This is a genomic window from Malaciobacter sp., from assembly GCF_055140965.1.
In genome coordinates this window covers 1-22,776 of sequence record NZ_JBSRRO010000043.1, presented here as the reverse complement: position 1 = coordinate 22,776, position 22,776 = coordinate 1, and the positions used below count along the sequence as shown (strand labels likewise).

The window sequence follows — 22,776 nt, the reverse complement described above, 5'->3', positions numbered from 1 at the left end:
AATATCATTTGCAAATGATGATTTTTGTAAAATAGCAGAGTATAGCCTAGAAGAGTTAATGGGACAACCACATAATATGGTAAGACATAAAGATATGCCAAAAAAGGCATTTAAAAGCTTGTGGGATACAATACAAAAAGGTGATATTTGGACAGGCTATGTAAAAAATGCCACAAAAACAGGAGGGTATTATTGGGTATTTGCCACAATATATCCATTTGAGAGTTGCGATGGTTCAAAGGGGTATTTATCTTGTAGAAGAAGAGCTTCTGAAGCTGAGATCAAATCTGCTAATGAACTTTATGCAAAATGGAAAAATGAAGAGTAAGGTTAAATAACAACCTTACTTTCAATTGCTTTTGAAAGAGAAATTAAATCTACATTTTCTAAACTAACACCTGTTGGTACACCTTGTGCAATCTTCATAAAATTAATCTCAAAATCTTTTAATTTATCTTCAATAAATAGTATAAATGCATCATTTGCAAGGGATGGAGTAATAGCAAAAAGTATATCACTTATTCTATTTTCTCTTACTAAATCTATTAATTTATCAATACTTTGTTCATCTAAATCTTCAATTACAAAATATAATCCATCAAATTTTTTAGACTCTTCGATTATAAAAATATCTTTTGCACTTTGAACAATACAAAGGATTTTCTCATTTCTACTATCGTCTAAACAAAATTCACAAATTTCATGTTCACTCATAGAGCCACATCTTGTACATTTAGTTATATTTTTTATTGCATTTTCAATACTGTGAGCTAATTTTATACCACAATAGTTATCATTCATTACTATATGATAAGCTAATCTTAAAGCTGATTTTTTTCCAATAGTTGGAAGAGACTCAAAAGCCTCAACTAATTCATAAAATTTTTCTAATCCTTTTTTCATAAGGCGGATTATATCAAAGATTTATCATAATTTAGTTAAAATCGCGTAAAATTAAGTTAGGAGTACTAATATTGACTGAATTAGATTATTATGAAGTATTAGAAATTAGCAAAGATGCTGATAAAAGTACAATAAAAAAAGCCTACAGAAAAATGGCGATGAAGTATCACCCTGACAAAAACCCTGATGACTCAGAAGCAGAAGACAGATTTAAAGCTGCTAATGAAGCTTATCAAGTTTTAAGTGATGATGAAAAAAGAGCTATTTATGATAGATATGGTAAAGCAGGCCTTGAAGGACATGGCCAAGGTGGAGGATTCTCAAGTGCAGGGTTTGATGACTTAAGTTCAATTTTTGAAGAGATGTTTGGTTCTGCATTTGGTGGAGCTGATTTTGGTGGTGGAAGAAGACGAAGAAAGTCATATAACTACAATTTAGATATTGGTATTGAAGTTGAAGTTGAATTCAATGAAGCTATCTTTGGTGTAACAAAAGATGTAACTTATAAATACAAAGATGCTTGTGATACTTGTAAAGGAACAGGGGCTAAAGATGGAAAACTATCTACTTGTTCTACTTGTCAAGGACAAGGTCAAGTACACATAAGACAAGGATTTATGACTTTTGCACAAACTTGTCCGCATTGTCAAGGAACAGGAGAATCAAAAGCTCAAAATTGTAAAAAATGTAGTGGTACAGGATACCATGAGAAAGAGGATAGCTTTGAAGTAAGTATTCCTGAGGGTATTAATGATGGAAATAGAATTAGAGTTTCAAACAGAGGTAATATTGCACCTGATGGAACAAGAGGTGATTTATATATCCAAATTTCAGTAAAAGAAGATTCACATTTTATTAGAAATGGAGATGATATCTATATTGAAGTTCCACTATTTTTTACTCAAGTTGCCCTTGGTGGGAATATTAAAATACCTAGTTTAAGAGGTGAACTTGACTTAGAGATTCCTGCTGGAACTAAAGATAAAGAACAGTTCAAATTTAGAGGTGAAGGTGTTAAATCTGTACAAGGGTATGGAAAAGGAGATTTAATTGTTCAAATTAAAATAACTTATCCAAAATCACTAAATAAAGAACAAAAAGAACTATTAACTAAACTTCAAGAGAGTTTTGGAATAGAGAGTAAACCACATGAATCAAGCTTTGAAAGTATGTTTGATAAAGTTAAAAAATGGTTTTAAATAAAGTTAGGGAATAAATCCCTTACTTTATTATTTTAAACTTATTATTAACTCTTTTAACTTTTTTGCTGATTCATTTAAACTTTTATCATTATAAAACTCGATTAAATTTTTAGCTTCTATTTTAGTATAGCTTCTGTTTAGTCTATTTTCTATCTGTGTTAATGTTTCTCTATTTCTTTTAATTAACCTTTTTTTTAAAGTATCTTTATCTAAAACTATATTTATAGTAAAAACATTTTCAAACTCTTTTTCAAACTCTTGAATTACTGCTCTTGAAATAGAAATAATATTTATAGTATCATCTTTAATACAATTTTTAGAAATTCCATAGAAATTTCCATGGGCACTCCAAGATGATATAAAAAAAGAGTTCTGCTTTAATATAAAAAAAGCTTCTTTTGAAAGATAATAGTTCGTTTCATTAATATCTGGTACTCTTGTTATATACCTTTTTATAAAGTTTGCATCTAATGTTTTTTTTAATTCATTTAATAAACTATCTTTACCAACTCCACTAGCGCCAACTAGTAAAACTATTTTTTTATTCATTTGTTATCTTCTTATTAATATAGAACTATTCTATTTAGTTTTAATTTAAAAAACCATAATATTTATAAAAATAATTCTATAACTAGCTTATAACAAACTTTTAAATATAATACTTTTAAAAATGCTATTTATTCAAAAGGAAAACATATATGCAAAAACCGTATTTAAAGTCATATCCAGATGAAAATGGATATTTTGGAAAATTTGGAGGTTCATTTATACCACCACAACTTGAAAAACCTTTTTTAGAGATTATAAAAGCCTATGAAGAGATAAAAAATTCAGATAAATTTATTGAAGATTTAAAATATGTAAGAAAACACTATCAAGGAAGACCTACTCCAATAAGCTTTGCAAAAAATTTAACTAATTATTGTAATGGAGCAAAAATATATTTAAAAAGAGAGGATTTAAATCATACAGGAGCTCATAAATTAAATCACTGTATGGCAGAAGTTATTTTAGCAAAACATTTAGGTAAAAAAAAGGTTATTGCTGAAACAGGAGCAGGACAACATGGTGTTGCATTAGCAACTGCTGCTGCTTATTTTGGCTTAGAGTGTGAAATACATATGGGTGAAGTTGATATAGAAAAAGAGTATCCAAATGTTGTTAGAATGAAAATTTTAGGTGCAAAAATAGTCCCTGCTACACATGGTTTAAAGACCTTAAAAGAGGCAGTTGATTCAGCATTTGAAGCATATTTAAATGATACGGACAATTCAATTTATTGTATTGGCTCTGTTGTAGGACCACACCCTTTTCCTATGATGGTAAGAGATTTTCAAAGTATTATTGGACTTGAAGCAAAAGAGCAGTTTTTAGAACATGAACCTAATCTACCTAATAATGTTATTGCATGCATTGGTGGAGGAAGTAATGCAATGGGAATTTTTTCAGGCTTTATTGATGAAAACTGTGTTGATTTATATGGAGTAGAACCTATGGGAAAAGGTAATACTATTGGTGAACACTCTGCTTCATTAACTTATGGAGAAGAAGGCATAATGCATGGGTTTAACTCAATTATGTTAAAAGATAAAATGGGTGAACCAGCACCAGTTTATTCAATAGGAAGTGGTATTGATTATCCATCAGTTGGTCCAGAACACGCTTTTTTAAAAACTCAAGGAAGAACAAAAGTTGGCTTATGTGATGATAAAGAAGCAGTAGATGCATTTTATAAATTATCTCAATTTGAGGGTATTATTCCTGCGCTTGAGTCAGCACATGCAGTTGGTTTTGCAATGAAATTAGCTAAAACTTTAGCAAAAGATAAAACAATACTTGTAAATTTAAGTGGTAGAGGAGACAAAGATATAGATTTTGTTATAAAAAACCACCCTATTCCAAATAGTAAGTTTTAAAAGAATTTTCTTTTAAAACTTATCATTTACAATCACTTTTTTTTGATAAAAACTTCAACTCTTCACATGAGAAACCTGCTTGTTTTCTTGCTTCAAAATTAATAATATATTTCTTACTTGTACTTCCAGGGTATACTTCTTCTAAAATCTTTAAATAAGTTTTTTCTGGGGCTAAACTCAATCTTTTACACTCATATTTAAACCACCTATCTCCTTTAGTTACATGGTCAATCTCTTCATTTAGAATAGTGTCTAAAGCCAATAAGATTTTTTCATTAAATCTATCAGGATTGGATTTTAATTTTTCCATTATTTTTGGGTTTTGTTCTAATCCATTTGCTTCTAAGTATCTTGGAACAACAGCCATTCTACTTAGAAGTGTTTGAGTGTTTTTCATAGCTTCAAAAAGATTTGTATGAACTTCTAAATCACCATATTTTGCATCTAATTCATGCAATAATGCTTCAATCATCTTAAAGTGTCTTATTTCATCTTCTGCTACTTCTAACCAATCTTCATAATACTCTCTTGGTAAATTTTCAAATCTTAAAGCTGCATCTAATGCTAAGTCTATTGCACTATACTCTATATGTGCAATAGTATGAAGTAGTGATATTTTTCCTTCTTTTGTATCAAAATGTTTTCTTATCTTTATATTTTTTGCAGGAACAATTTTCAAAAATCCTTCATATGAGGGCTTAATCAATTTACAAACTTTATTATCATTTTTAAAAGAAAATTGTGACACTTTAAAGTTTTCATAAAACTTTTCAAACAATTCAATTTTTTTATTTGGTTTTTTTTCAAGTAATACTTGTTCTAAGCTTTTAAAATAATCCATTTTTTACCTCTGTATTGCTATAATGTATATATATTATAAAAAATTAATGAATTCTATCTAAGTAAGGTTTAAAATAATGGAAATACTTAAACAAGCAATGGGTGATTATCAGACTAACTGTTATATTATTACAATTGATGATAAAGAATTAATTATTGATCCAGGAGTTAATGCAACAGCATGGGTAAAATATCATGTAAAAAACCCAATTGCTATTTTAAATACTCATGGTCATTTTGATCATGTTTGGTCAAACAAAGAGTTAAGTGATGATTTAAATATAAAAATTTATTGTCCTAAAGATGATAATTTTATGTTAGAAAAAGATCCGTACGCTTTAGGGATGACTCCCTCATGTGCTGATGTTTTAGTAGAACCTGATCAAGAGTTTGATTTTGATGGAATAAAAGTTAAATTTCATCATTTTCCAGGTCATACACCTGGATGTTCAGCAATTGAAATTGAAGATAACCTATTTTCAGGAGATTTTATTTTTAATAATACAATTGGAAGATGTGATTTTCCTTTTTCAAGTCCACAGGATATGAAAAAAAGTATAAATAAGATTTTAAAATGGGATAAAAATATTAGAATTCATCCAGGACATGGACCAAAAACAACTTTATTTCAAGAAAAAGATTCGTTAAAAACGTGGTTAAACTATTTATAGAAAGGTATTTATGAGTAATATAATGGTAAACTCATTTCGACAAATTTTAGAAGATCAACAAAAAAGTATTGAACATGCTGAATTTACAATTAATGAAGATAAAAAGATTGTAAAACTTTTTGTAGAGTCACTAAAATATCTTGCTATATCACTAAATAATAGCCACAAAGTAAAAAATTTAAAAATTCTATTTAAAGATTCTATTAATAATTATAATGAAACAATTTTTGAAACAAAAAATGGTACTTTTAATCCAGACTTTAAACTTACATATTTAATTAACTTAAGCCAAAATGTAATAATTACCTATGAAATTTATTGTAATGATGAACAACACTATTATAATTTAGAGATAAATAATGACGCTTTAGTAACAACATTTGACATTATCTCTCAAACTCTTTATAATAAGTACTTAGAAGAGTGTATAAAAGAGCTTTCACTAAAGGATCAAATTACAGGACTTTACAATAGAAAGTATTTAGAAAACTACCTAGAAATGGTAATTTCTCTTGCAAAAAGGGAAGATAAAAAAATTGGTTTTTTAAAAATTGGTATTGATAAGTTTAAAGCTGTAATTGATGAATTTGATTATAATATTGGTGATAGTGTATTAATAACTTTAGCAGAGTTATTAAAAGATACAGTAAGAAACTCAGATATTGTAGCAAGAATTGATGGAGATGAGTTTTTAGTAGTATTACAAAATGTAAAAAGTCAAGAAAATGCAATAATGATTGCAAAAAAAATAATTGAATCTTTTAGTAAAAAGGAGATTTTAGTCAATGAAAAAACAGGGCAAACTTTATTAAAAACAATTTGTATTGGTATCTCTTTGTTTCCAGATAATGCAAAAACAATTGAAGAGATATTAAACAGTTCTGATAATGCTTTATATGAAGCAAAAAATAAAGGAAGAAATGAGTTCTTTGTCTACAATGATAGTCAAATGCATACAATAGATCTATTTTAGGATATTAATTTGAGACACAATATATTAAATTTGATAAAATCAGCTGGTACTAATGAAAGTGATTATAAGGCTTTACAGGATATATTTACACTGTATGACCAACTTCAATTCGCTTCAGATATAAAACAAATGGCAGGAGATATTTTTAATTGGTTAAATGTAACTTTTAAAATAGATAATGTAAATATTGCTTTATTTGATATTGAAAAAAACAATAGAGAAGATATATTAATACATGGAGATCAATTTTTCTTAGATGATAGTTTATCATTCTTTTTTATTATAAATACCCATACAAACTTAAATGCAATTGTATCATTTTGTGCTACTTCTAAAGCACATTTTGAATTAATAAATAAAAATTACAATATTATAGAATCAGCTTTTTTCCAAATCTCACCAATTATTCAAAATGGAATAATTAAAAAGAACTTTATAGAATCACAATCATTAGATTCAGTAACTAATGTTTTTAACAGACACTACTTAGTTGAAAATTTAAATAAACAGATTTTACTATCAGGAAAAGAGTATAAACAAATTTACTTTTTAATGGTTGGTATTGATCACTTCAAGGCTGTAATTGATGAGTTTGATTATGATATTGGAGATAGAGTTTTAGTTGAACTTGCAAAAGTTATACATGCTAATATTTCAGAGTTTGATATGGTAGCAAGACTTACAGGAGATGAGTTTTTAATTTCTGTTTTAAGTTCTTCAAACGAACATGATATTATTAATATTGCAAATAAAATAATTGAAGACTTTTCAAAAGTTGAGATTAAAGTTTCATTAATTCCTGAGCAAGTATTAAAAAAGACGGCTTGTATTGGTTATGATGTTTATACATATAGTGATGAAAAATCAATTGATACAACTATAAAAAATGCAGATATTGCCTTGTATGAAGCAAAAAATAAAGGTAGAAGTAAAGTTTTTAACTTCAATGATATGAAAGAAGAAGATACTATAGATCTTTTTTAGTTCTTCTTTCGTGCTTTAACATATACTCTTTTAGGTGCTGGATAGCCCTCTACAGTTTTACTATTATCATCTTTATCTAAAAAATCTTCTAAACTTTGATCAAAACTCCATTGTGTTTTTCTTTGTTCTTCAGAAGTTGTTGTAGTAACAGCTAATATTTCAATATTTTCAAAACCTGCACGACTTAACCAGTTTTTTAAAGCTGAAATTGTTGGTATAAAATAAATATTTGGTATTTTTGAATATCTTTTATTGGGAGTTAATGCAACTTCTTGCTCTCCATCAATCATAAAAGTATCAATTAAAACTTCTCCATTTTTGTTTAATCCTTTTGCTAAAGATTTTAAGCATCCAACAGGATCAGCTCTATGATATAAAACTCCTAGCATAAAAATAAAATCAAATTTATGATTGTAAAGCTCAAGATGTTCAACTCCTAATTTTTCATAAATAATATTAGTTTTTGCAAAATGGTTTATAAAATCAAACTGTAACATAGTTAATGCACTTGGGTCAAAACCTATTAGTCTTTTTGGTTTATCTTCAAGCATTCTAAACATATAATAACCGTTGTTACAACCAATATCAGCCACAACTTTATCTTTTAAATTAAAGTGTGGTCTTATTAGGTTATATTTAATATTACTTTGCCATTCACTATCAATTTCTAAACCAAAAATTTTAAATGGTCCTTTTCTCCAAGGGATTAAAGTTTTTGCTGTTTTTTCAATTAGTTCAAACTCTTCCTTTGTTAAATCTTCTTTTTTACCAACACTAAACCAGTCACTATTTTCAATATTTATATTATCTTTTTTTATTGAATAAATCTGTTTTAATTGTTCATACCAAGGTTTTACATTTTTCCATTCAAGACATTTTTGTCTTTCTTTTTTCAACTCTTCTAATTTCATAACGCGATTATATTAAATATTTGTTAAAAAACTGTTTTAATAAATATTTGTTTAATAAAACTAAAATTGATTTTTGTTATACTTCAAACTTATGAATTTGCTAGTGTTTATATACTACTACACAAAAAATTCACATAAATTTAACTATAATATTTGGATATTATAAAATAAAGGATTAGCTTTGAAAAAAGTTATAGATGTCTTATTCTCCTTTAAGACTACATTAATACTATTTGCAATTCTTGCCATTGGTGCAGCAGTTGCAACATTTATCGAAAATGACTATGGAACTTCTACGGCTAGAGTTTTAATATACAATCACATATGGTATGAAACTATTTTAGTTTTAATTACACTTAATTTATGTGCAATTATATATAAATATAAAATGTGGAAACACCCTGCAAGATTTATATTTCACGCATCATTTGTAATTATACTAATTGGAGCTGGAGTTACTAGATATATCGGTTATGAAGGAATTGTTCATATTAGAGAGGGACAAACAGAAAATAGAATGATTTCACTTGAACCTTATTTACAAGTAAAAATCAAAAAACAAGATGCCACATATTATAAAGAGTATCAAAAAGAGTTTGCAAGTTTTTGGAATGACAAATTTAGTCATGATATTAAATTTGACAATGAAACATTAAACGTAAAATTTAATAATTATATGTTTGCAAAAAAAGGAAATGCCTCAATGGGTATTTTAACTGTTGATGTAACACTTGATGGTGAAACTAAAACTGTTAAATTACCAGGGAAAAGAGGTCAAAAAGGTGTAACAAAAATTGAAGATTTTGGAGATACTATTGTAACTTTAGAGTATGGTGCTAAAGTTTTAGAACTTCCATTTAATATTAAATTAAGAGATTTTCAACTTGAAAGATACCCAGGAAGTATGGCTCCATCTTCTTATGCTTCTGAAGTTACCGTTATAAAAAAAGATGGTAAAAGCTATGATTATAGAATTTTCATGAATAGAACTTTGCATGAAGGTAATTTTTTATTTTTCCAAAGCTCTTATGACCAAGATGAAAAAGGAACAATATTGTCTGTTAACAACGATCCTGGTAAATGGCCAACATATTTAGGTTATTTCTTATTATCTTTAGGATTAATTTGGAATTTATTTGATAAAAAAAGTAGATTTTGGAAATTGACTAAATTTTTAAAAAATAGAACAGCTGCATCATTTTTACTTGCCTGTCTTAGTACTTTTGCATTAACAACGGATGTAAAAGCAAATGAAAATATGCCTAATATTTCAAGCACTCAAGACTCTATTGTTACTTATATGAATGGATTTAAAGAAGATTCAAAAGCTACTGCTGAAAAATTTTCTTATTTAGTTACTCAAAGTAATGCTGGAAGAATGAAACCAGTAGCAACTTTAAACAAAGAAATTTTACATAAAATTTCTTCAAGAAGTGCAATGTTTGGTATGAATGCAGATCAAATCGTTCTTGGAATGCTTACAAGACCTGAGTTTTGGAGACATGTAAAGATGATAAAAATCAAAACTCCAAAACTAAAACAAGTTTTAGAAATTGATGAATCAAGAAAATATATCTCTTTTGCAGAAGTTTTTACAAAAGAAGGTAAATATAAACTTGAAGAAGAAGCTAAAAAAGCATTTAGAAAAAAACCTACAGAAAGAGGAACTTACGAAAAAGACATTTTAAAACTTGATGAGAAACTAAATATATCTTATATGGTTTACAATGCAAATCTTTTTAAAATCTTCCCTAGAATTCATGATGGTAGAATTGATGATAATCACAAATGGTATAATCCTTTAGATGCATTTAGATTTTTCCAAGGTAAAAATAAAGCTGCTGTTGAAACAATGATTCGAGGTTTTATTAACTCAGTTATTACAGAAGATTATGAAAATGCAAATAAATTTATTGATATGATTCAAATCTATCAAGAAAAAGTTGGTTCAAATATTATTCCAAGTAAATCTCAAATAGAGAATGAAATATTATTTAATAAACTAGATATCTTCTTTAAATTAACACTTGCTTATTTATTAACTGGTTTAGTAATGTTAATCGTAGCATTTATAGTAATTTTTAATCCTAAAATCAAACCAGAAAAAACAACAAAAGTATTTTTTGCAGTACTTGCTATACTATTTGCAGTTCATACATTTGGAATGGGCTTTAGATGGATTATTTCAGGACATGCACCATGGTCAGATACATATGAATCACTTCTTTATATCTCTTGGTCAGCAGTATTTGCAGGAGTAGTTTTCTTTAGAAGATCTTTACTTGCACTAAGTGCCTCTGTTATTGTTGCTGCAATTTTTATGTTTACAGCACATTTAACAAATATTGATCCGCAAATTACAAACTTAGTTCCTGTTCTTAAATCATATTGGTTAACAATACATGTTTCAGTATTAACAGCTTCATATGGATTCTTTGGATTAGCTGCTATATTGGGTTATATGGCACTAATTATGTTTATTTTTAGAAAGAATAGACCTCATTTAGATGATAATATTAAAAGTATAACTGCAATATCTGAAATAGCTTTAATTATTGGTTTAAGTGCAATTACTATTGGAAACTTCCTTGGTGGTGTTTGGGCAAATGAATCATGGGGTAGATATTGGGGATGGGATCCAAAAGAGACTTGGTCTTATATCTCAATTATTGTTTATGCATTTATTCTTCATATGAGATTTGTTAAAAGCTTAAATAACCCATTTACATTTAATGTTGCAAGCACTATTGCATTTAGTACAATTTTAATGACATACTTTGGTGTAAACTTCTATCTATCAGGAATGCACTCATACGCTACAGGTGATCCTGTGCCAATTCCTATGTGGGTTTACTATACAATAGCAATTGTGACAATTACAATTGCCTTAGCTTATAAAAACAGAGATTTAAAAGATACTGTTTGTCATGCTAAAAGTCAAAAAGATTAAGAGTAATACTCTTAATCTTTTAATCTATTTTTATAAAATATCTTCTAAAGCTTTTGGTTTATCTATATAAAATCCTTGTGAATAATCAATATTAAGCTCATTTACTAAATCAAATATCTCTTTTGAAGAAACAAATTCAGCAACAGTTTTTAAACCTTCTTTTTTTGCAAAAACTATCATTGCTTCAACTATATTTCTACTAAAACTATCTTTTAAAATATTTTTAATTAGTGAGCCATCTATTTTTAAAATTGTTGGTTCAAAATCTAAAAGTCTTTCAAAGTTTGAATATCCAGAACCAAAATCATCAATTGCAATATTTCCATTAAGCTCTTTTACTTTTTTTATGAACTCTTTTACTATTGAAAAATCTTTAATGTTTTCATCTTCTAATAATTCAAAAGTTACTTTACTAGCTAAGGTTTTGCATTCATTTAACTTTGCAAAGATTTTATTTCTTATCATCTCATCTTCAATATCAATAATAGAAATATTTATAGTTACATCCATATTAAGCTGCTTCATTGCTAAAAAAGAGTTATCAATAACAATACTTGTAATTTGTTTATAATATCTTCCTTTTTTTGCAATATCTATAAAGAAAAAAGGTGATATAACTTTTTCATCATCTGATATGATTCTTACTAAAGACTCATATTTTTCTATTTTTTTTGTTTTGTTATTATATATTGGTTGATAATATGAAATAATTTTATTATTTTGAATTGCTGTTTTAATCATTTTGATAGTTTCAATATTACTTTTTGCAATTTCACTTAAATTTGAAGTGAGCCCTTGTGCATATATAAAATCTTTTTTTGTTCTATATAGTTGTTTCAATCCTTGTTTTGCCTCAGCATAACTTCTTTTTTTATCTGTACTTATACTTAAAACTACACTTATATCAAATTCAAATTTATCAAACTGTAAAGTACCTCTTTTTACATTTATTTGAAATTTTTTTAATAATAATATTTCATGCTCAATAATATCAGGGTTGAAATTTTCCAACTCTTTTAAGAAAGCATACTCCCCATCACCCAAAGAATAAAACTTTTTATATCCTGAATTTAAAGGAAAAAAATCTAAAATTTCAAATGAGAACTTATCTTCGATTTGATGAATAATCTCTTCTTCATAAAAATCTTTTAATATTTCAAAATCTTCAATTTTTACAATTGCTAAAAATGGATATTTGACAGTTTTAACTTCTGCTTTTAATTGAATCTTCTGATTAACAAAAGCTGTAATATCATGTCTTAATCCCAAGTATTCAATAATATTGCCTTTTTTATCTAAAATTGGTTTTATTACTGTATCTACAAAATATGGTTTCTTATTTTTTGACATATTTTTTATCGTTCCTTGAAAAACCTCTTTTTTTTGTATAGTTTTCCACATTTTTCTAAAAATATCTTTTGATGCTTCTGGATGTCTTATAATATTGTGAGATTTCCCAATTAATTCTTCTTTGCTATAACCAGATATTTCACAAAACTTGCTATTAACTTCTGTAATTAAACCTTTTTTATTTGTTTTTGATACAATTGTATGCTTATCAATTGCATTTTTATATTGATTTAAATAATTTAAGTTTTCATCTAACTCATTTTGAACTGTATTTACTAAATTTATTAAAGCTGTTAAAGAAGAATACTTTTTACTTTTAATAGGACAAGAGCTAAACTTTCTTAAAATATCATTTTCAGATAAAGTAATAGCTGTTGTGGTAATATTCATATGTGTAAGTTTTTTACCAATTTGAAAAAACTCTCCTTGTGTGAAAATTCCAATACTTGAAGCTACTTGTGAAATTGCATTTAACTCAACATCTAATTTATTTGATAAAAAGTGATCTCTTTTTTTGCATGAATAAAAGTATATAGCTTCAACAGGTTTAGATGCTAATTGATTTTGTAATTGAACAGAATCATCATATACTTCATCTAAATTTCCAATAGCAAATCTTACTTTATCTCCTTCATTTAAATTTCCAGCATAAGTAAAACTATTATCATCTTCAACTTTTATGATACTTCTTGCTATATCAACACCTAAAACAGTTTTTACTAATGGAAAAGAGATTAGAGATTCATTTAAATTTAAGCTTAGTTTATCACCAAAATATTTTTTATAAAGCTTTAAAACAGGCATATTATCTATTTCATAAACTCTATTTTTATTTGATTTTGTAATAGTCATCTCTTTGCCAACTTTTGACCAGTTAAAAGTAAAGGTATTTGAAACAAGTAAATCTTTTGAATCAATAGATACTAAAACAATTCCATTTTTATATACCTTTTCATCTTCTATTATAAAAGCTTGTTCATATTCAAAAGTAGTAGCTGAATTTCCACCAACAAGTATTGAGTTTTTTAAATCATAACTAATTGCTTCTAAAAAACTTTCTAAATTATTTTTTGCATCACTATTGAATAAAATCAATACTTTAGAATCATCTTTAATAAACTCTTGTGATAGTTTAATTGAATTTGTGATATTTAGGTTTTCAATATATTTTGTTTTTATAAAACTTTTTTGAAAAATAGAAAAACTAATAACAATATTTTTATTTACTCTTTTATTATTTACACATACATTTTTAGAGCTAGAAGACCCCACTATTTTGGAGCTTGGCAATTGTTCTTTTAAAGTTTTAAGAATAGCTTTGATTTTATCTTTTTCATAAACTGCAGAAAAAATTTGTATTAAAATATCTGATTGTTCTTGAGGAATAATTTCTTTATTAATATAGAGTTTTAGTTCATTTAAATCTTTATAAATATAGTTTTTTAATTGCAAATTTGACCTTTTTTGTATTTGTGCTAAAAGTAAATATTATATCTTTTTTAAATTATTTTTTCAAACTAATTTTATATTTTTATTAAAATATGCAAATATAAACTGCTTAAATAAAAGCTAAATGCATAAATAGATATAATCATCAAATTTTAATAAAAAAGGAACTATTTTGAGCCAAATAATAGAAATTTTTAAAGATATAACAAATATTCCTAGATGTAGTGGTACACATGAACCTTTTATAGATTATATGCAAAAGTTTGCCAAAAAATATGATTACTTGTGCTTAGTTGATAGAACAAATAATATTTTATGCAAAAAAAACACCTCAAAAGCAAAACTAAGTTTTCAAAGTCATTATGACATTGTATGTCTAAGCGAAAATTGTGTTCCAGAGATTATTCAAGAAGGTGATATTTTAAAAGCAAAAGATTCAACACTTGGAAGTGATAATGGCATTGGCTGTTCTTATATGCTTTATCTTATGAGTCAAAATTATGATTGTGAATTTTTGTTTACAAGTGACGAAGAGATTGGACTTATTGGTGCTAATAATTTAGATTTTGCTCTTCAATCAAAATATATGTTAAATCTTGATAGTGAAGAAGAAGGAAAAGTTTGCATTGGATGTGCTGGCGGAGTTGATATATTTGCAGAAAATTTCAATAAAGAGATTATTGAAAACAAAGATAAATTAGAACTATATGAAATATCAATTACAAACTTACAAGGTGGACATAGTGGAGTTGATATTGATAAAAATATTCCAAATGCTATAAAACTACTTGCAAAAACAATAAAAGAGTGTAATGGAAAACTTCTTGATATTTACGCAGGTGAAAGAATAAATTCAATTCCTGCTAATGCAAAAGCTATAATTGCTACAAATCAAAAACCTATTGCTTCACATGTAAATATGCAAATTGATAAAATTGATACTGTTTCAGAACACTTAAATATTTTTGATGAAAAAATAGTTGATTTTTTATATACATTTGCAAATGGAGTTAGAGGATATGATAAAAATCTAGGTGTAGTCCTTAATTCAATAAATCTTGCAAAAATAGAGACTTCAATTGATAGTATAAAAATTGAGTTAAGTGCAAGGTCTATGCAAAATGATGAGTTACAAAGAATAAAAGATGAAACTGTTGTTTTATTACAAAACCATAATTTCGAAGTAAAAACTGATGGAAAATATCCTGCTTGGAAACCAGATATAAATGAGTTTACAAATATAGTTTTAGAAATCTATAAAAAGTATAATGAAAATGCTAGTTTGGAGGCTATACATGCTGGTTTAGAGTGCGCAATTTTCAAAGATAAGTTTCCAAATATAAAAATTGCATCAATTGGGCCAACTATAAAATTTCCTCACTCAAAAAAAGAACAAGTTAGTATAGAATCTATTGAAAATGTATTTAAAGTAGTAAAACAAATAGCAAATAAATATGTATAAAGAGTTTTCTTTATACATATGGATTAACTAACTTAAATATTTTTTGTCCATATTCATGAAGCTTTTGTTCATCCATTCTTACTGTAAGTCCAGAAACTCCAACAGTTCCTACAAACTCACCTTTTTTATTAAAATAAGGAACAGCAACAGAGCATAAACCAAATTCATGTTCTTCATTTCCTATTGCATACCCTCTTTCTTTTATTAATTCTATCTCTTTTTTTAATTTTGTTATACTAGTAATTGTATTTGAAGTAAATTTTTTAAGCTCAATTGTTTCTAAATTGATATCTTCTTTAAAAGCTAATATTGCTTTTCCAAAGCCATTTGTATGAATTGGAGCATGAAGACCAACTGAATTTCTAGTTTTTAAAACTCTTTTTGACTTATCAACTTGATTTAAATACAAAACAGAATTATTATCAAAAATTCCAATATAAGAGCACTCTTCAGTTAAATAAAAAATCTCATCAAGCAATCCACTTGTTTTTTCTACTATTTTTTCCCTATCATCTTTATGGATTATCTTCTTTAATATATCACTTAAAATAATCTCTTTTGTACTACTTTTATACTCTATGAAATCTTCATTCATTAATGTTGTAATCAATCTTGACATTGTACTTTTATCAATTTGTAACTTTTGGCATAATATATTAGCTGTCAAAGGTTTAGTACTTGCCATTATTTGTTTTAAGACCATTAAACCTTTAGATAGTGATTTATTTTGTTTTTGCACCCTACTCTTCTTTTATTATTTATTATTTATTATATTACCAAGCTTTTATTTAAAGTGAATTTATATACCAGTTTATTAACCATTAAATTGATTTTATGTTACAAAAGCGTAAATTTTAGAAAAAAAATATTTTTTTTTGAAGTTTTTATTTTAGTATATGAGAAGAAAAAAAAATATTTTCTCACTATGTGAAACTCATTTTAAAAATTTGCTTCAATTGCCTATTTGATGGTATCTAGAGAATTTATAAAAATTTTCTTAAAATATTGTTTATATGTAAAAATTATGTTATAGTTTATTTTACATATGGATTAATTACATTCATGTTACAGAAACCCTGTAATTTTATAAATTTTTATTAAGTGAAATCCACTTAATAAAATTTTTGAAATAAGTTAAAAATAATAAATTACACAAAAAGGTAAAAGTTATGACATCATCACACATAGATTTATCAAAATTAACAGCAAATGATGACTTAACGCCAGTTCTTGGTGGTTACTGGCCTGGTATTCAAATATACTATCCTCCTATTAAGTTCAATCCATTGGACGGTACATATGAAAGTATGGAACAAGCAAAATTAAGACTACAAAAACATGCATATAAGACAAAAGCACATACTGTTCTTTTTGACTTAGAAGATGGTTGTAGACAAAAAGCAATGAGTAGAGAACTTTTAATTCAAGAGTTGCCAAAGTTTCCAGAAAGAAATTTTCAAATTGCAGTAAGAATTAATCCTTTTAGAACTGATGAGTATGAAGAGGATTTAAAGATGTTAAAACAAATACATAAATATATTGATGTAATTGTTTTAGCAAAAGCTGGAGAAGTTTATGGAGATGCAGAGATTAGAGATTTATCTTCTTGGTTAGTTTCAATTAATGCAAACCTTACAATTCAACCAATTATTGAGCACCCTAAATCACTTCAAATTGCATCTGATTTAATGGACTATTCAACTGTAAAACATGTTGTATTTGGTATTCATGACTTTTCTAAAGCGATGGCTTATAAAATAACTCCTGAGGGATGGATTGATGAGTTAAAAACTTTTTTCAATATTCTTACAATGGAAGCTAGAATTAAAGGTGCTGGTGTTATTGGTGGGGTTGAAGTATTACTTACACCTAACTCTTTACCAGATTCATGTTTAGAAAAAAAAGATATTAGAAGATGGTTGGATTTACATGGTGATGATGCTTCAAGACATGTATATGCACATGCAAGGAAAGAATGCGCGATGGGTCTTACAGGAAAACAAGTAATTACACCAAATCATATAAATGTATGTAAAGTTGCATTTACTCCAAGTCCTAAAGAGATTGAGCATGATGTATCAGTATTAAAAGCAGCCATTGAAGCAGATGCACTTTTAAGTGGTGCTATTAGATATAACGGAGAGATGTTAGATCCTCCAATGTTTGGAAAAGCATTACAAAATATATTAAGAGCTTATGCACTTAGAAGTTTAAGTCCTGAGCATCAAGAGTTTGCATTGACTGTATTAAATAAAATGCCAATTCATACATTTAGAGAAAACTGGCCATACGGTCAAATATAGTAAGGAGTAAATACTATGAGTTCAACTATTAAAATTGAAGTACCTGAATTTTTAAATATTGGTGTAGCTTGTACTTCTGCTCACGTAGGAACAGAAAACGAAAATAATACAGCAATGATAATTGAGGATGATAAATTAGGAACTGATGAGATTTCATACAAAGATTTAGCTGAAAAATCTGATCAAGTTTGTAATTTTCTTACTGGAATTGGACTTGAAGCAAGAGATAGAGTTTTGGTATGTTTAAAAAACTCTTTAGCTTATCCTATTTCATTTTTTGGTGCAATAAAAGCAGGTATCATAGCAGTTCCAACTTCAACACTACTAAGTGGTTCAGAAGTTAAATATCTTGCTGAAGATTCACAAGCAAGTGCTATTGTAATGTCAGCTTCTATGTATGAAAACTTAGTTCCATATTTGGAAAATATAGACAATCTAAAAACTATTATTGTTGCAGGAACAAATAGCGTTGATGATTACAAAAAGCCAAAAGGTATTAATGTATATGCATTAAATGAGATTTTAAATAATACTGATAAAACACCAAACCACTACAATTCAAAAGCTGGTGAACCTGCATACTTAGTATATACATCAGGAACTACAGGTTATCCAAAAGGAGTTTTACACTCTCATAGATCATTAGTTGGAAGAACTCCTGCTACTGAATATTGGTTTAACTTTAAAAAGAATGATAGAATCATGCATTCTGGAAAGTTTAACTGGACTTATGTTTTAGGTTCAGCATTGATGGATCCACTATTTAATGGTCATACAGTTATTGCTTATGAGGGAGCAAATGATGCTTCAACATGGATTGACTTAATAAAAAAACATGAGTGTACTATATTTATTGGAGTTCCAACTATATATAGACAAATCATTCAAAAAACAAAATTTACAATAGATGATTGTCCAAGTTTAAGATATTGTATGAGTGCTGGAGAACACCTTTCAACAGAGATGATTGAAGCATGGAGAGATAGATTTAAGCAAGATATTTATGAAGCTATTGGAATGAGTGAGTGCTCTTATTATATTTCACACTCTATTAATAATCCAATAAGACCTGGAAGTGCAGGATTTGTTCAGCCTGGGCATATTGTTAAACTACTTAATCCTGAAACATTAAAAGAAGTTGATGTTGAAGAAGAAGGTATGATTTGCATAGGTGAAGATGATCCTGGATTGTTTATAGAGTATTGGCAATTAGAAGATGAAACTGCAAAAGCAAGACATGATGGATACTTCTTTACAGGGGATTATGCAAAAAGAGATAAAGATGGTTATATCTGGTTTATTGGTAGAAAAGATGATATTATCAATACATTTGGATTTAGAGTATCTCCTCATGAAATAGAAAGAGTTGTAAAAACACATCCACTTGTAGCAGATTGTGTTGCATTTGGATTAGAAATTGCAAAAGATAAAACACTTGTAGCAATTGCAGTAATTGGACACAAAGATTTATCAAAAGAACAAGAAGAAGAAGTTTTAGCATTTTCTCAAGCTAATTTAGCAAAATACAAAGCTCCTAAGAAAATTTTTAGTATGAAAGATTATCCAAGAACTAAAAATGGAAAAGTTTTAAGAAAACAGCTTGTTAAAAATCTTCATGATTTAGAAGATGCAAAAACAAAAGGCGAAGAGATTGTTGAATATAAAGCAAGAAGATCTATGCTTTTTATCCCAGCATATAATAAACACAATGTAGAAAAAGCAAAATCTGTTTTAGCTGATACTGTAATTTTTGATTTTGAAGCAATTTTACAAGAACAAAGAGAAGTTGGAAGAGATGTTTTAAGAACTGTATATAAAGAAAGTGGTTCAAAATTTGGAGATTCTGAAAGAGTATTTAGAGTAAATAATCTTGGAACAGAAGATTTAAAAAGAGATTTAGAATTAGCAAAAGAGCTAGAAATAGATGGACTACTATTTTCTAAAATACAAACAAAAGAGGATGTATTAGAAGCAGTTAAACTAATTGATGAAGTTAATACAAATTTAACACTGATGATTATGATTGAAACACCACTTTCAGTTTTAAATATTCAAGAGATTTGTAGTGCAAGTTCTAGAGTTGAAGTTGTAGTTGTAGGCTCAAATAAATTAGCTAATAGACTTCAAATTGATATTAAAAAAGGTTCTAAAGCTATGTTTAATTACTTATCGCAAATTGCACTTGCTGCAAAAGCATATAATAAAACAGTAATTGACGGACCATATTATGATGTACATGATGAGTTTGCTTGTGAAGATTCAACAAAAGATGCATATAACTTAGGATTTGATGGAAAATCATTGATTCATCCAGTTCAAATTGAATATATCAATGATATTTTTACACCAAAACAAACAGAAATTAAAGCATATGAAGAGATGATTACTAAGTATGAAGAAGCTGCAAAAGATGGTAGAGAAGTAATTGTATATAATAACAAACTTGTTGATAGTTCAAAAATCAAATGGGCTAAGAAAATGATTTCGTTATATGAAACATACAAATCTTTAGGTCAAAATCTATTTGGTAAATAAGGAGTCTATTTTGTCTAAAATTAACTTAGGAAACTTTTTTGAAGATTTTAAAATCGGACAAAAAATAATTCACCCACTTCCAAGAACAATAACAGATGGTGATGTATCTTTTTACATCGCCTTAACTGGAAGTAGATTTGCACTGCACTCATCTGATGTGTTAGCACAAAAAATGGGTTATAAGAAAAAACCTCTTGATGATTTATTGATGTTTCATTTAACATTTGGAAAATCTGTTCAAGATATCTCTTTAAATGCAATTGCAAATTTAGGTTATGCAGAAGTTTCTTTTCCTAATCCTGTATTTGTAGGAGATACAGTTAGTCTTGAAACAGAAATTATTGGTTTAAAAGAGAATTCAAATGGTAAAAGTGGTGTTGTTTATGTTCACTCAATTGGTTATAACCAAGATAAACAAGAGGTTCTAAACCTTAAAAGATGGGTTATGGTTCATAAGAAAAATAAAGATGAGATGAGTAATATTAAAGATATTCCAACATTTGAAAAAACTTTAGCTGTTGAAAAGTCTATTAATATTCCAAAACAAAAAGAGATTGATACCTTAGCAACTGGTGGGAAATTCTTCTTTGAAGATTATGAAGTTGGTGAAAGATTAAACCATCCAGAGGGAATTACTATTGATAATAGTGATCATACACTTGCAACAAAACTTTATCAAAATAATGCAAAGGTTCACTTTGATGATTTTATGATGAAAAGTACTCCAATGGGTCAAAGATTGATGTATGGAGGACATGTAATATCAATTGCAAGAGCTATCTCTTTTAATGGATTACAAAATGCACAATGGATTTACTCTATTAATAGTGGAGCTCATGCAAATCCAACATATGCTAAAGATACAATTTATGCATATACGGAAATTTTAGAAAAAATCAATCATGAAAGAGATGATATAGGATTATTAAGATTAAGAACAGTTGCTGTTAAAAATCAAAAATCTGAAGAGATAAGTAATCCAAAAGATGAAGATGGTAAGTACTTAAAAAATGTAGTACTTGATTTAGATTACACTGTAATCATTCCAAAAAATAAAACAAAAAAATAAGTTATAAGATAAGAGTAAATCCTTGCTCTTTTTAGGTTTTCTCCAAGTGAGTTTAACAACAAGTTACTAGACAAAAGATCCCTTTTAAAATTAAGGGATGAAAATTATTAAAAAGGAAACTATTATGACACATCCAAATAAAGCACTATTTGAATCAGGAAAATCTTTACCAATAATCCCTTCTTGTGAACACTTTGCAGGAAGTGAAAAATTAATATTAAAAGCATTTGAAATGCAAAAAAAATTAGGTCCAGTTTTTGATATCACTTGTGATTGTGAAGATGGAGCAGAAACAGGAAAAGAAGTAGAACATGCAAATATGATTGTAAGAGTTGTTAACTCAGATGCAAATCCATATGCTATGGCAGGTACAAGAATTCATGATTTCTCTCACCCAGATTGGAGACAAGATGTTGATATATTAGTTCCAGGTGCTGGTGAAAAATTAGCTTATATTACTCTTCCAAAATCAACTTCTTATGAAGATGTAAAAACTCAAGTTGAGTATATTCAAGCAAAATGTAAAGAAGCAGGAATAACAAGAGAGATTCCAATTCATATCTTAATTGAGACACATGGAGCTTTAAATGATGTAGAAAAAATTGCAACTTTACCTTGGTTACAAGTCTTAGATTTTGGCCTAATGGATTTTGTTTCTGGATATCAAGGTGCAATTCCTGCAATTAACATGAGAAGTCCTGGTCAATTTAATCATAGACTAATTGCAGCTGCAAAAACAAGAGTTTGTCAAGCAGCAATTCAAAATCATGTAATACCTTGTCATAATGTAACACTTGATTTAAAAAATCCATATCAAACTTATAAAGATGCTGAAATTGCAAGAAATGATTTTGGATTTATGAGAATGTGGTCAATTTATCCAACACAAATTCAAGCAATTGTAGATGCGATGAAACCAGACTTTACTGAACTTCAAGCAGCTCAAAATATCTTACTTGCAGCACAAGATGCTGAGTGGGGACCAATTCAATATGATGGTGAGCTACATGATAGAGCAACATATAGATATTTTTGGGAACTTGTGCAAAGAGCACACTTTTCTGGACAAAAACTTCAAGAAGAAGTGACAAAAAGATTTTTTTCATAAAGAAATTTGTATAATATTGTCACTTTTTAAGTGAAAGGAAAAGAATGAGCGTTATAAAAGAGCAAGATATAATAGACAGTATCGCAGGAGCCTGTCAATATATCTCGTATTATCATCCAGAAGATTTTGTAAAAGGAATGGTAGAAGCAT

General features: G+C 27.5%; 18 protein-coding genes. 12 read left to right on the top strand and 6 right to left on the bottom strand.

Translation table 11 applies throughout. The features are described from left to right. Position 1 precedes the first annotated feature (1 nt). A complete protein-coding gene (locus tag ACTCCZ_RS11295) occupies positions 2 to 328 on the top strand; it encodes a PAS domain-containing protein (RefSeq protein WP_463187352.1) in 327 nt (108 codons plus the stop codon). 2 nt (positions 329 to 330) lie between these two features. Here the strand turns inward: ACTCCZ_RS11295 and recR are convergent, their stop codons facing one another. Further along, positions 331 to 903, bottom strand: coding sequence for a recombination mediator RecR (recR, locus tag ACTCCZ_RS11290; protein WP_079580256.1), 573 nt, complete (start codon positions 901 to 903; stop codon positions 331 to 333). Between the two features lie 71 nt (positions 904 to 974). Here recR and dnaJ point away from each other — a divergent pair, with 71 nt between their 5' ends. After that, entirely contained in the window at positions 975 to 2,102 is a 1,128-nt protein-coding gene (dnaJ, locus tag ACTCCZ_RS11285; RefSeq protein ID WP_079580255.1) for a molecular chaperone DnaJ, read from the top strand. A gap of 30 nt (positions 2,103 to 2,132) precedes the next feature. On the opposite strand, the gene ACTCCZ_RS11280 is transcribed toward dnaJ, so the two are convergent. Next, positions 2,133 to 2,654 carry a nucleoside/nucleotide kinase family protein gene (locus tag ACTCCZ_RS11280; RefSeq protein ID WP_079580254.1) on the bottom strand — a complete coding sequence of 174 codons (522 nt, stop codon included), beginning with the start codon at positions 2,652 to 2,654 and terminating at the stop codon, positions 2,133 to 2,135. A gap of 149 nt (positions 2,655 to 2,803) precedes the next feature. Here ACTCCZ_RS11280 and trpB point away from each other — a divergent pair, with 149 nt between their 5' ends. Then, entirely contained in the window at positions 2,804 to 4,021 is a 1,218-nt protein-coding gene (gene trpB, locus ACTCCZ_RS11275; RefSeq protein WP_079580253.1) for a tryptophan synthase subunit beta, read from the top strand. Positions 4,022 to 4,043: 22 nt separating this feature from the next. On the opposite strand, the gene ACTCCZ_RS11270 is transcribed toward trpB, so the two are convergent. Next, positions 4,044 to 4,862 carry a ferritin-like domain-containing protein gene (locus ACTCCZ_RS11270; protein ID WP_079580252.1) on the bottom strand — a complete coding sequence of 273 codons (819 nt, stop codon included), beginning with the start codon at positions 4,860 to 4,862 and terminating at the stop codon, positions 4,044 to 4,046. A 76-nt stretch (positions 4,863 to 4,938) separates the two neighbouring features. On the opposite strand from ACTCCZ_RS11270, the gene ACTCCZ_RS11265 reads away from it, so the two are divergent. The 3 genes from ACTCCZ_RS11265 to ACTCCZ_RS11255 are packed head-to-tail and all read left to right on the top strand — an operon-like array spanning position 4,939 to position 7,489. Next, entirely contained in the window at positions 4,939 to 5,532 is a 594-nt protein-coding gene (locus tag ACTCCZ_RS11265; RefSeq protein ID WP_079580251.1) for an MBL fold metallo-hydrolase, read from the top strand. Positions 5,533 to 5,542: 10 nt separating this feature from the next. Further along, a complete protein-coding gene (locus tag ACTCCZ_RS11260; RefSeq protein WP_079580250.1) occupies positions 5,543 to 6,505 on the top strand; it encodes a GGDEF domain-containing protein in 963 nt (320 codons plus the stop codon). Between the two features lie 9 nt (positions 6,506 to 6,514). Next, positions 6,515 to 7,489, top strand: a complete 975-nt coding sequence (locus ACTCCZ_RS11255) for a GGDEF domain-containing protein (RefSeq protein WP_079580249.1) — start codon at positions 6,515 to 6,517, stop codon at positions 7,487 to 7,489. On the opposite strand, the gene cmoB is transcribed toward ACTCCZ_RS11255, so the two are convergent. Then, on the bottom strand, positions 7,486 to 8,400 hold the full coding sequence (cmoB, locus tag ACTCCZ_RS11250; RefSeq protein WP_079580248.1) for a tRNA 5-methoxyuridine(34)/uridine 5-oxyacetic acid(34) synthase CmoB: 915 nt from the start codon (positions 8,398 to 8,400) through the stop codon (positions 7,486 to 7,488). The two genes, ACTCCZ_RS11255 and cmoB, sit on opposite strands and share 4 nt — an antisense overlap. A gap of 181 nt (positions 8,401 to 8,581) precedes the next feature. Between cmoB and ccsA the strand changes: the two genes are divergently transcribed. Continuing rightward, positions 8,582 to 11,350: a cytochrome c biogenesis protein CcsA gene (gene ccsA, locus ACTCCZ_RS11245; RefSeq protein WP_079580247.1), complete on the top strand. Its 2,769-nt coding sequence runs from the start codon at positions 8,582 to 8,584 to the stop codon at positions 11,348 to 11,350. Between the two features lie 30 nt (positions 11,351 to 11,380). On the opposite strand, the gene ACTCCZ_RS11240 is transcribed toward ccsA, so the two are convergent. Then, entirely contained in the window at positions 11,381 to 14,152 is a 2,772-nt protein-coding gene (locus ACTCCZ_RS11240; protein WP_079580246.1) for a sensor domain-containing phosphodiesterase, read from the bottom strand. Between the two features lie 169 nt (positions 14,153 to 14,321). Between ACTCCZ_RS11240 and ACTCCZ_RS11235 the strand changes: the two genes are divergently transcribed. Beyond that, complete coding sequence (locus ACTCCZ_RS11235) at positions 14,322 to 15,611, top strand: M20/M25/M40 family metallo-hydrolase (protein WP_104412830.1); 1,290 nt, start codon at positions 14,322 to 14,324, stop codon at positions 15,609 to 15,611. 10 nt (positions 15,612 to 15,621) lie between these two features. Here the strand turns inward: ACTCCZ_RS11235 and ACTCCZ_RS11230 are convergent, their stop codons facing one another. Further along, a complete protein-coding gene (locus ACTCCZ_RS11230; protein ID WP_079580245.1) occupies positions 15,622 to 16,350 on the bottom strand; it encodes an IclR family transcriptional regulator in 729 nt (242 codons plus the stop codon). A gap of 430 nt (positions 16,351 to 16,780) precedes the next feature. Here ACTCCZ_RS11230 and ACTCCZ_RS11225 point away from each other — a divergent pair, with 430 nt between their 5' ends. From ACTCCZ_RS11225 to ACTCCZ_RS11210, 4 genes are all read left to right on the top strand, one after another. Then, positions 16,781 to 17,914: an HpcH/HpaI aldolase/citrate lyase family protein gene (locus ACTCCZ_RS11225; RefSeq protein ID WP_079580244.1), complete on the top strand. Its 1,134-nt coding sequence runs from the start codon at positions 16,781 to 16,783 to the stop codon at positions 17,912 to 17,914. Positions 17,915 to 17,929: 15 nt separating this feature from the next. After that, the gene (locus tag ACTCCZ_RS11220; RefSeq protein ID WP_079580243.1) at positions 17,930 to 20,449 is read left to right on the top strand and encodes an aldolase/citrate lyase family protein; all 2,520 of its coding nucleotides are present in this window, start codon (positions 17,930 to 17,932) and stop codon (positions 20,447 to 20,449) included. A gap of 10 nt (positions 20,450 to 20,459) precedes the next feature. Beyond that, a complete protein-coding gene (locus ACTCCZ_RS11215; RefSeq protein WP_079580242.1) occupies positions 20,460 to 21,518 on the top strand; it encodes a MaoC family dehydratase in 1,059 nt (352 codons plus the stop codon). A gap of 124 nt (positions 21,519 to 21,642) precedes the next feature. Further along, positions 21,643 to 22,626: an HpcH/HpaI aldolase/citrate lyase family protein gene (locus ACTCCZ_RS11210; RefSeq protein ID WP_079580241.1), complete on the top strand. Its 984-nt coding sequence runs from the start codon at positions 21,643 to 21,645 to the stop codon at positions 22,624 to 22,626. The last annotated feature ends 150 nt before the right edge of the window (positions 22,627 to 22,776 follow it).

Bases quoted from the DNA above. Each gene is read 5' to 3' on its own strand.
- trpB (WP_079580253.1), top strand. From the start codon at position 2,804: ATGCAAAAACCGTATTTAAAGTCATATCCAGATGAAAATGGATATTTT.
- ACTCCZ_RS11225 (WP_079580244.1), top strand. From the start codon at position 16,781: ATGACATCATCACACATAGATTTATCAAAATTAACAGCAAATGATGAC.
- ACTCCZ_RS11220 (WP_079580243.1), top strand. From the start codon at position 17,930: ATGAGTTCAACTATTAAAATTGAAGTACCTGAATTTTTAAATATTGGT.
- ACTCCZ_RS11265 (WP_079580251.1), top strand. From the start codon at position 4,939: ATGGAAATACTTAAACAAGCAATGGGTGATTATCAGACTAACTGTTAT.
- ACTCCZ_RS11260 (WP_079580250.1), top strand. From the start codon at position 5,543: ATGAGTAATATAATGGTAAACTCATTTCGACAAATTTTAGAAGATCAA.
- ACTCCZ_RS11280 (WP_079580254.1), bottom strand. From the start codon at position 2,654: ATGAATAAAAAAATAGTTTTACTAGTTGGCGCTAGTGGAGTTGGTAAA.
- ACTCCZ_RS11210 (WP_079580241.1), top strand. From the start codon at position 21,643: ATGACACATCCAAATAAAGCACTATTTGAATCAGGAAAATCTTTACCA.
- recR (WP_079580256.1), bottom strand. From the start codon at position 903: ATGAAAAAAGGATTAGAAAAATTTTATGAATTAGTTGAGGCTTTTGAG.
- cmoB (WP_079580248.1), bottom strand. From the start codon at position 8,400: ATGAAATTAGAAGAGTTGAAAAAAGAAAGACAAAAATGTCTTGAATGG.
- ACTCCZ_RS11270 (WP_079580252.1), bottom strand. From the start codon at position 4,862: ATGGATTATTTTAAAAGCTTAGAACAAGTATTACTTGAAAAAAAACCA.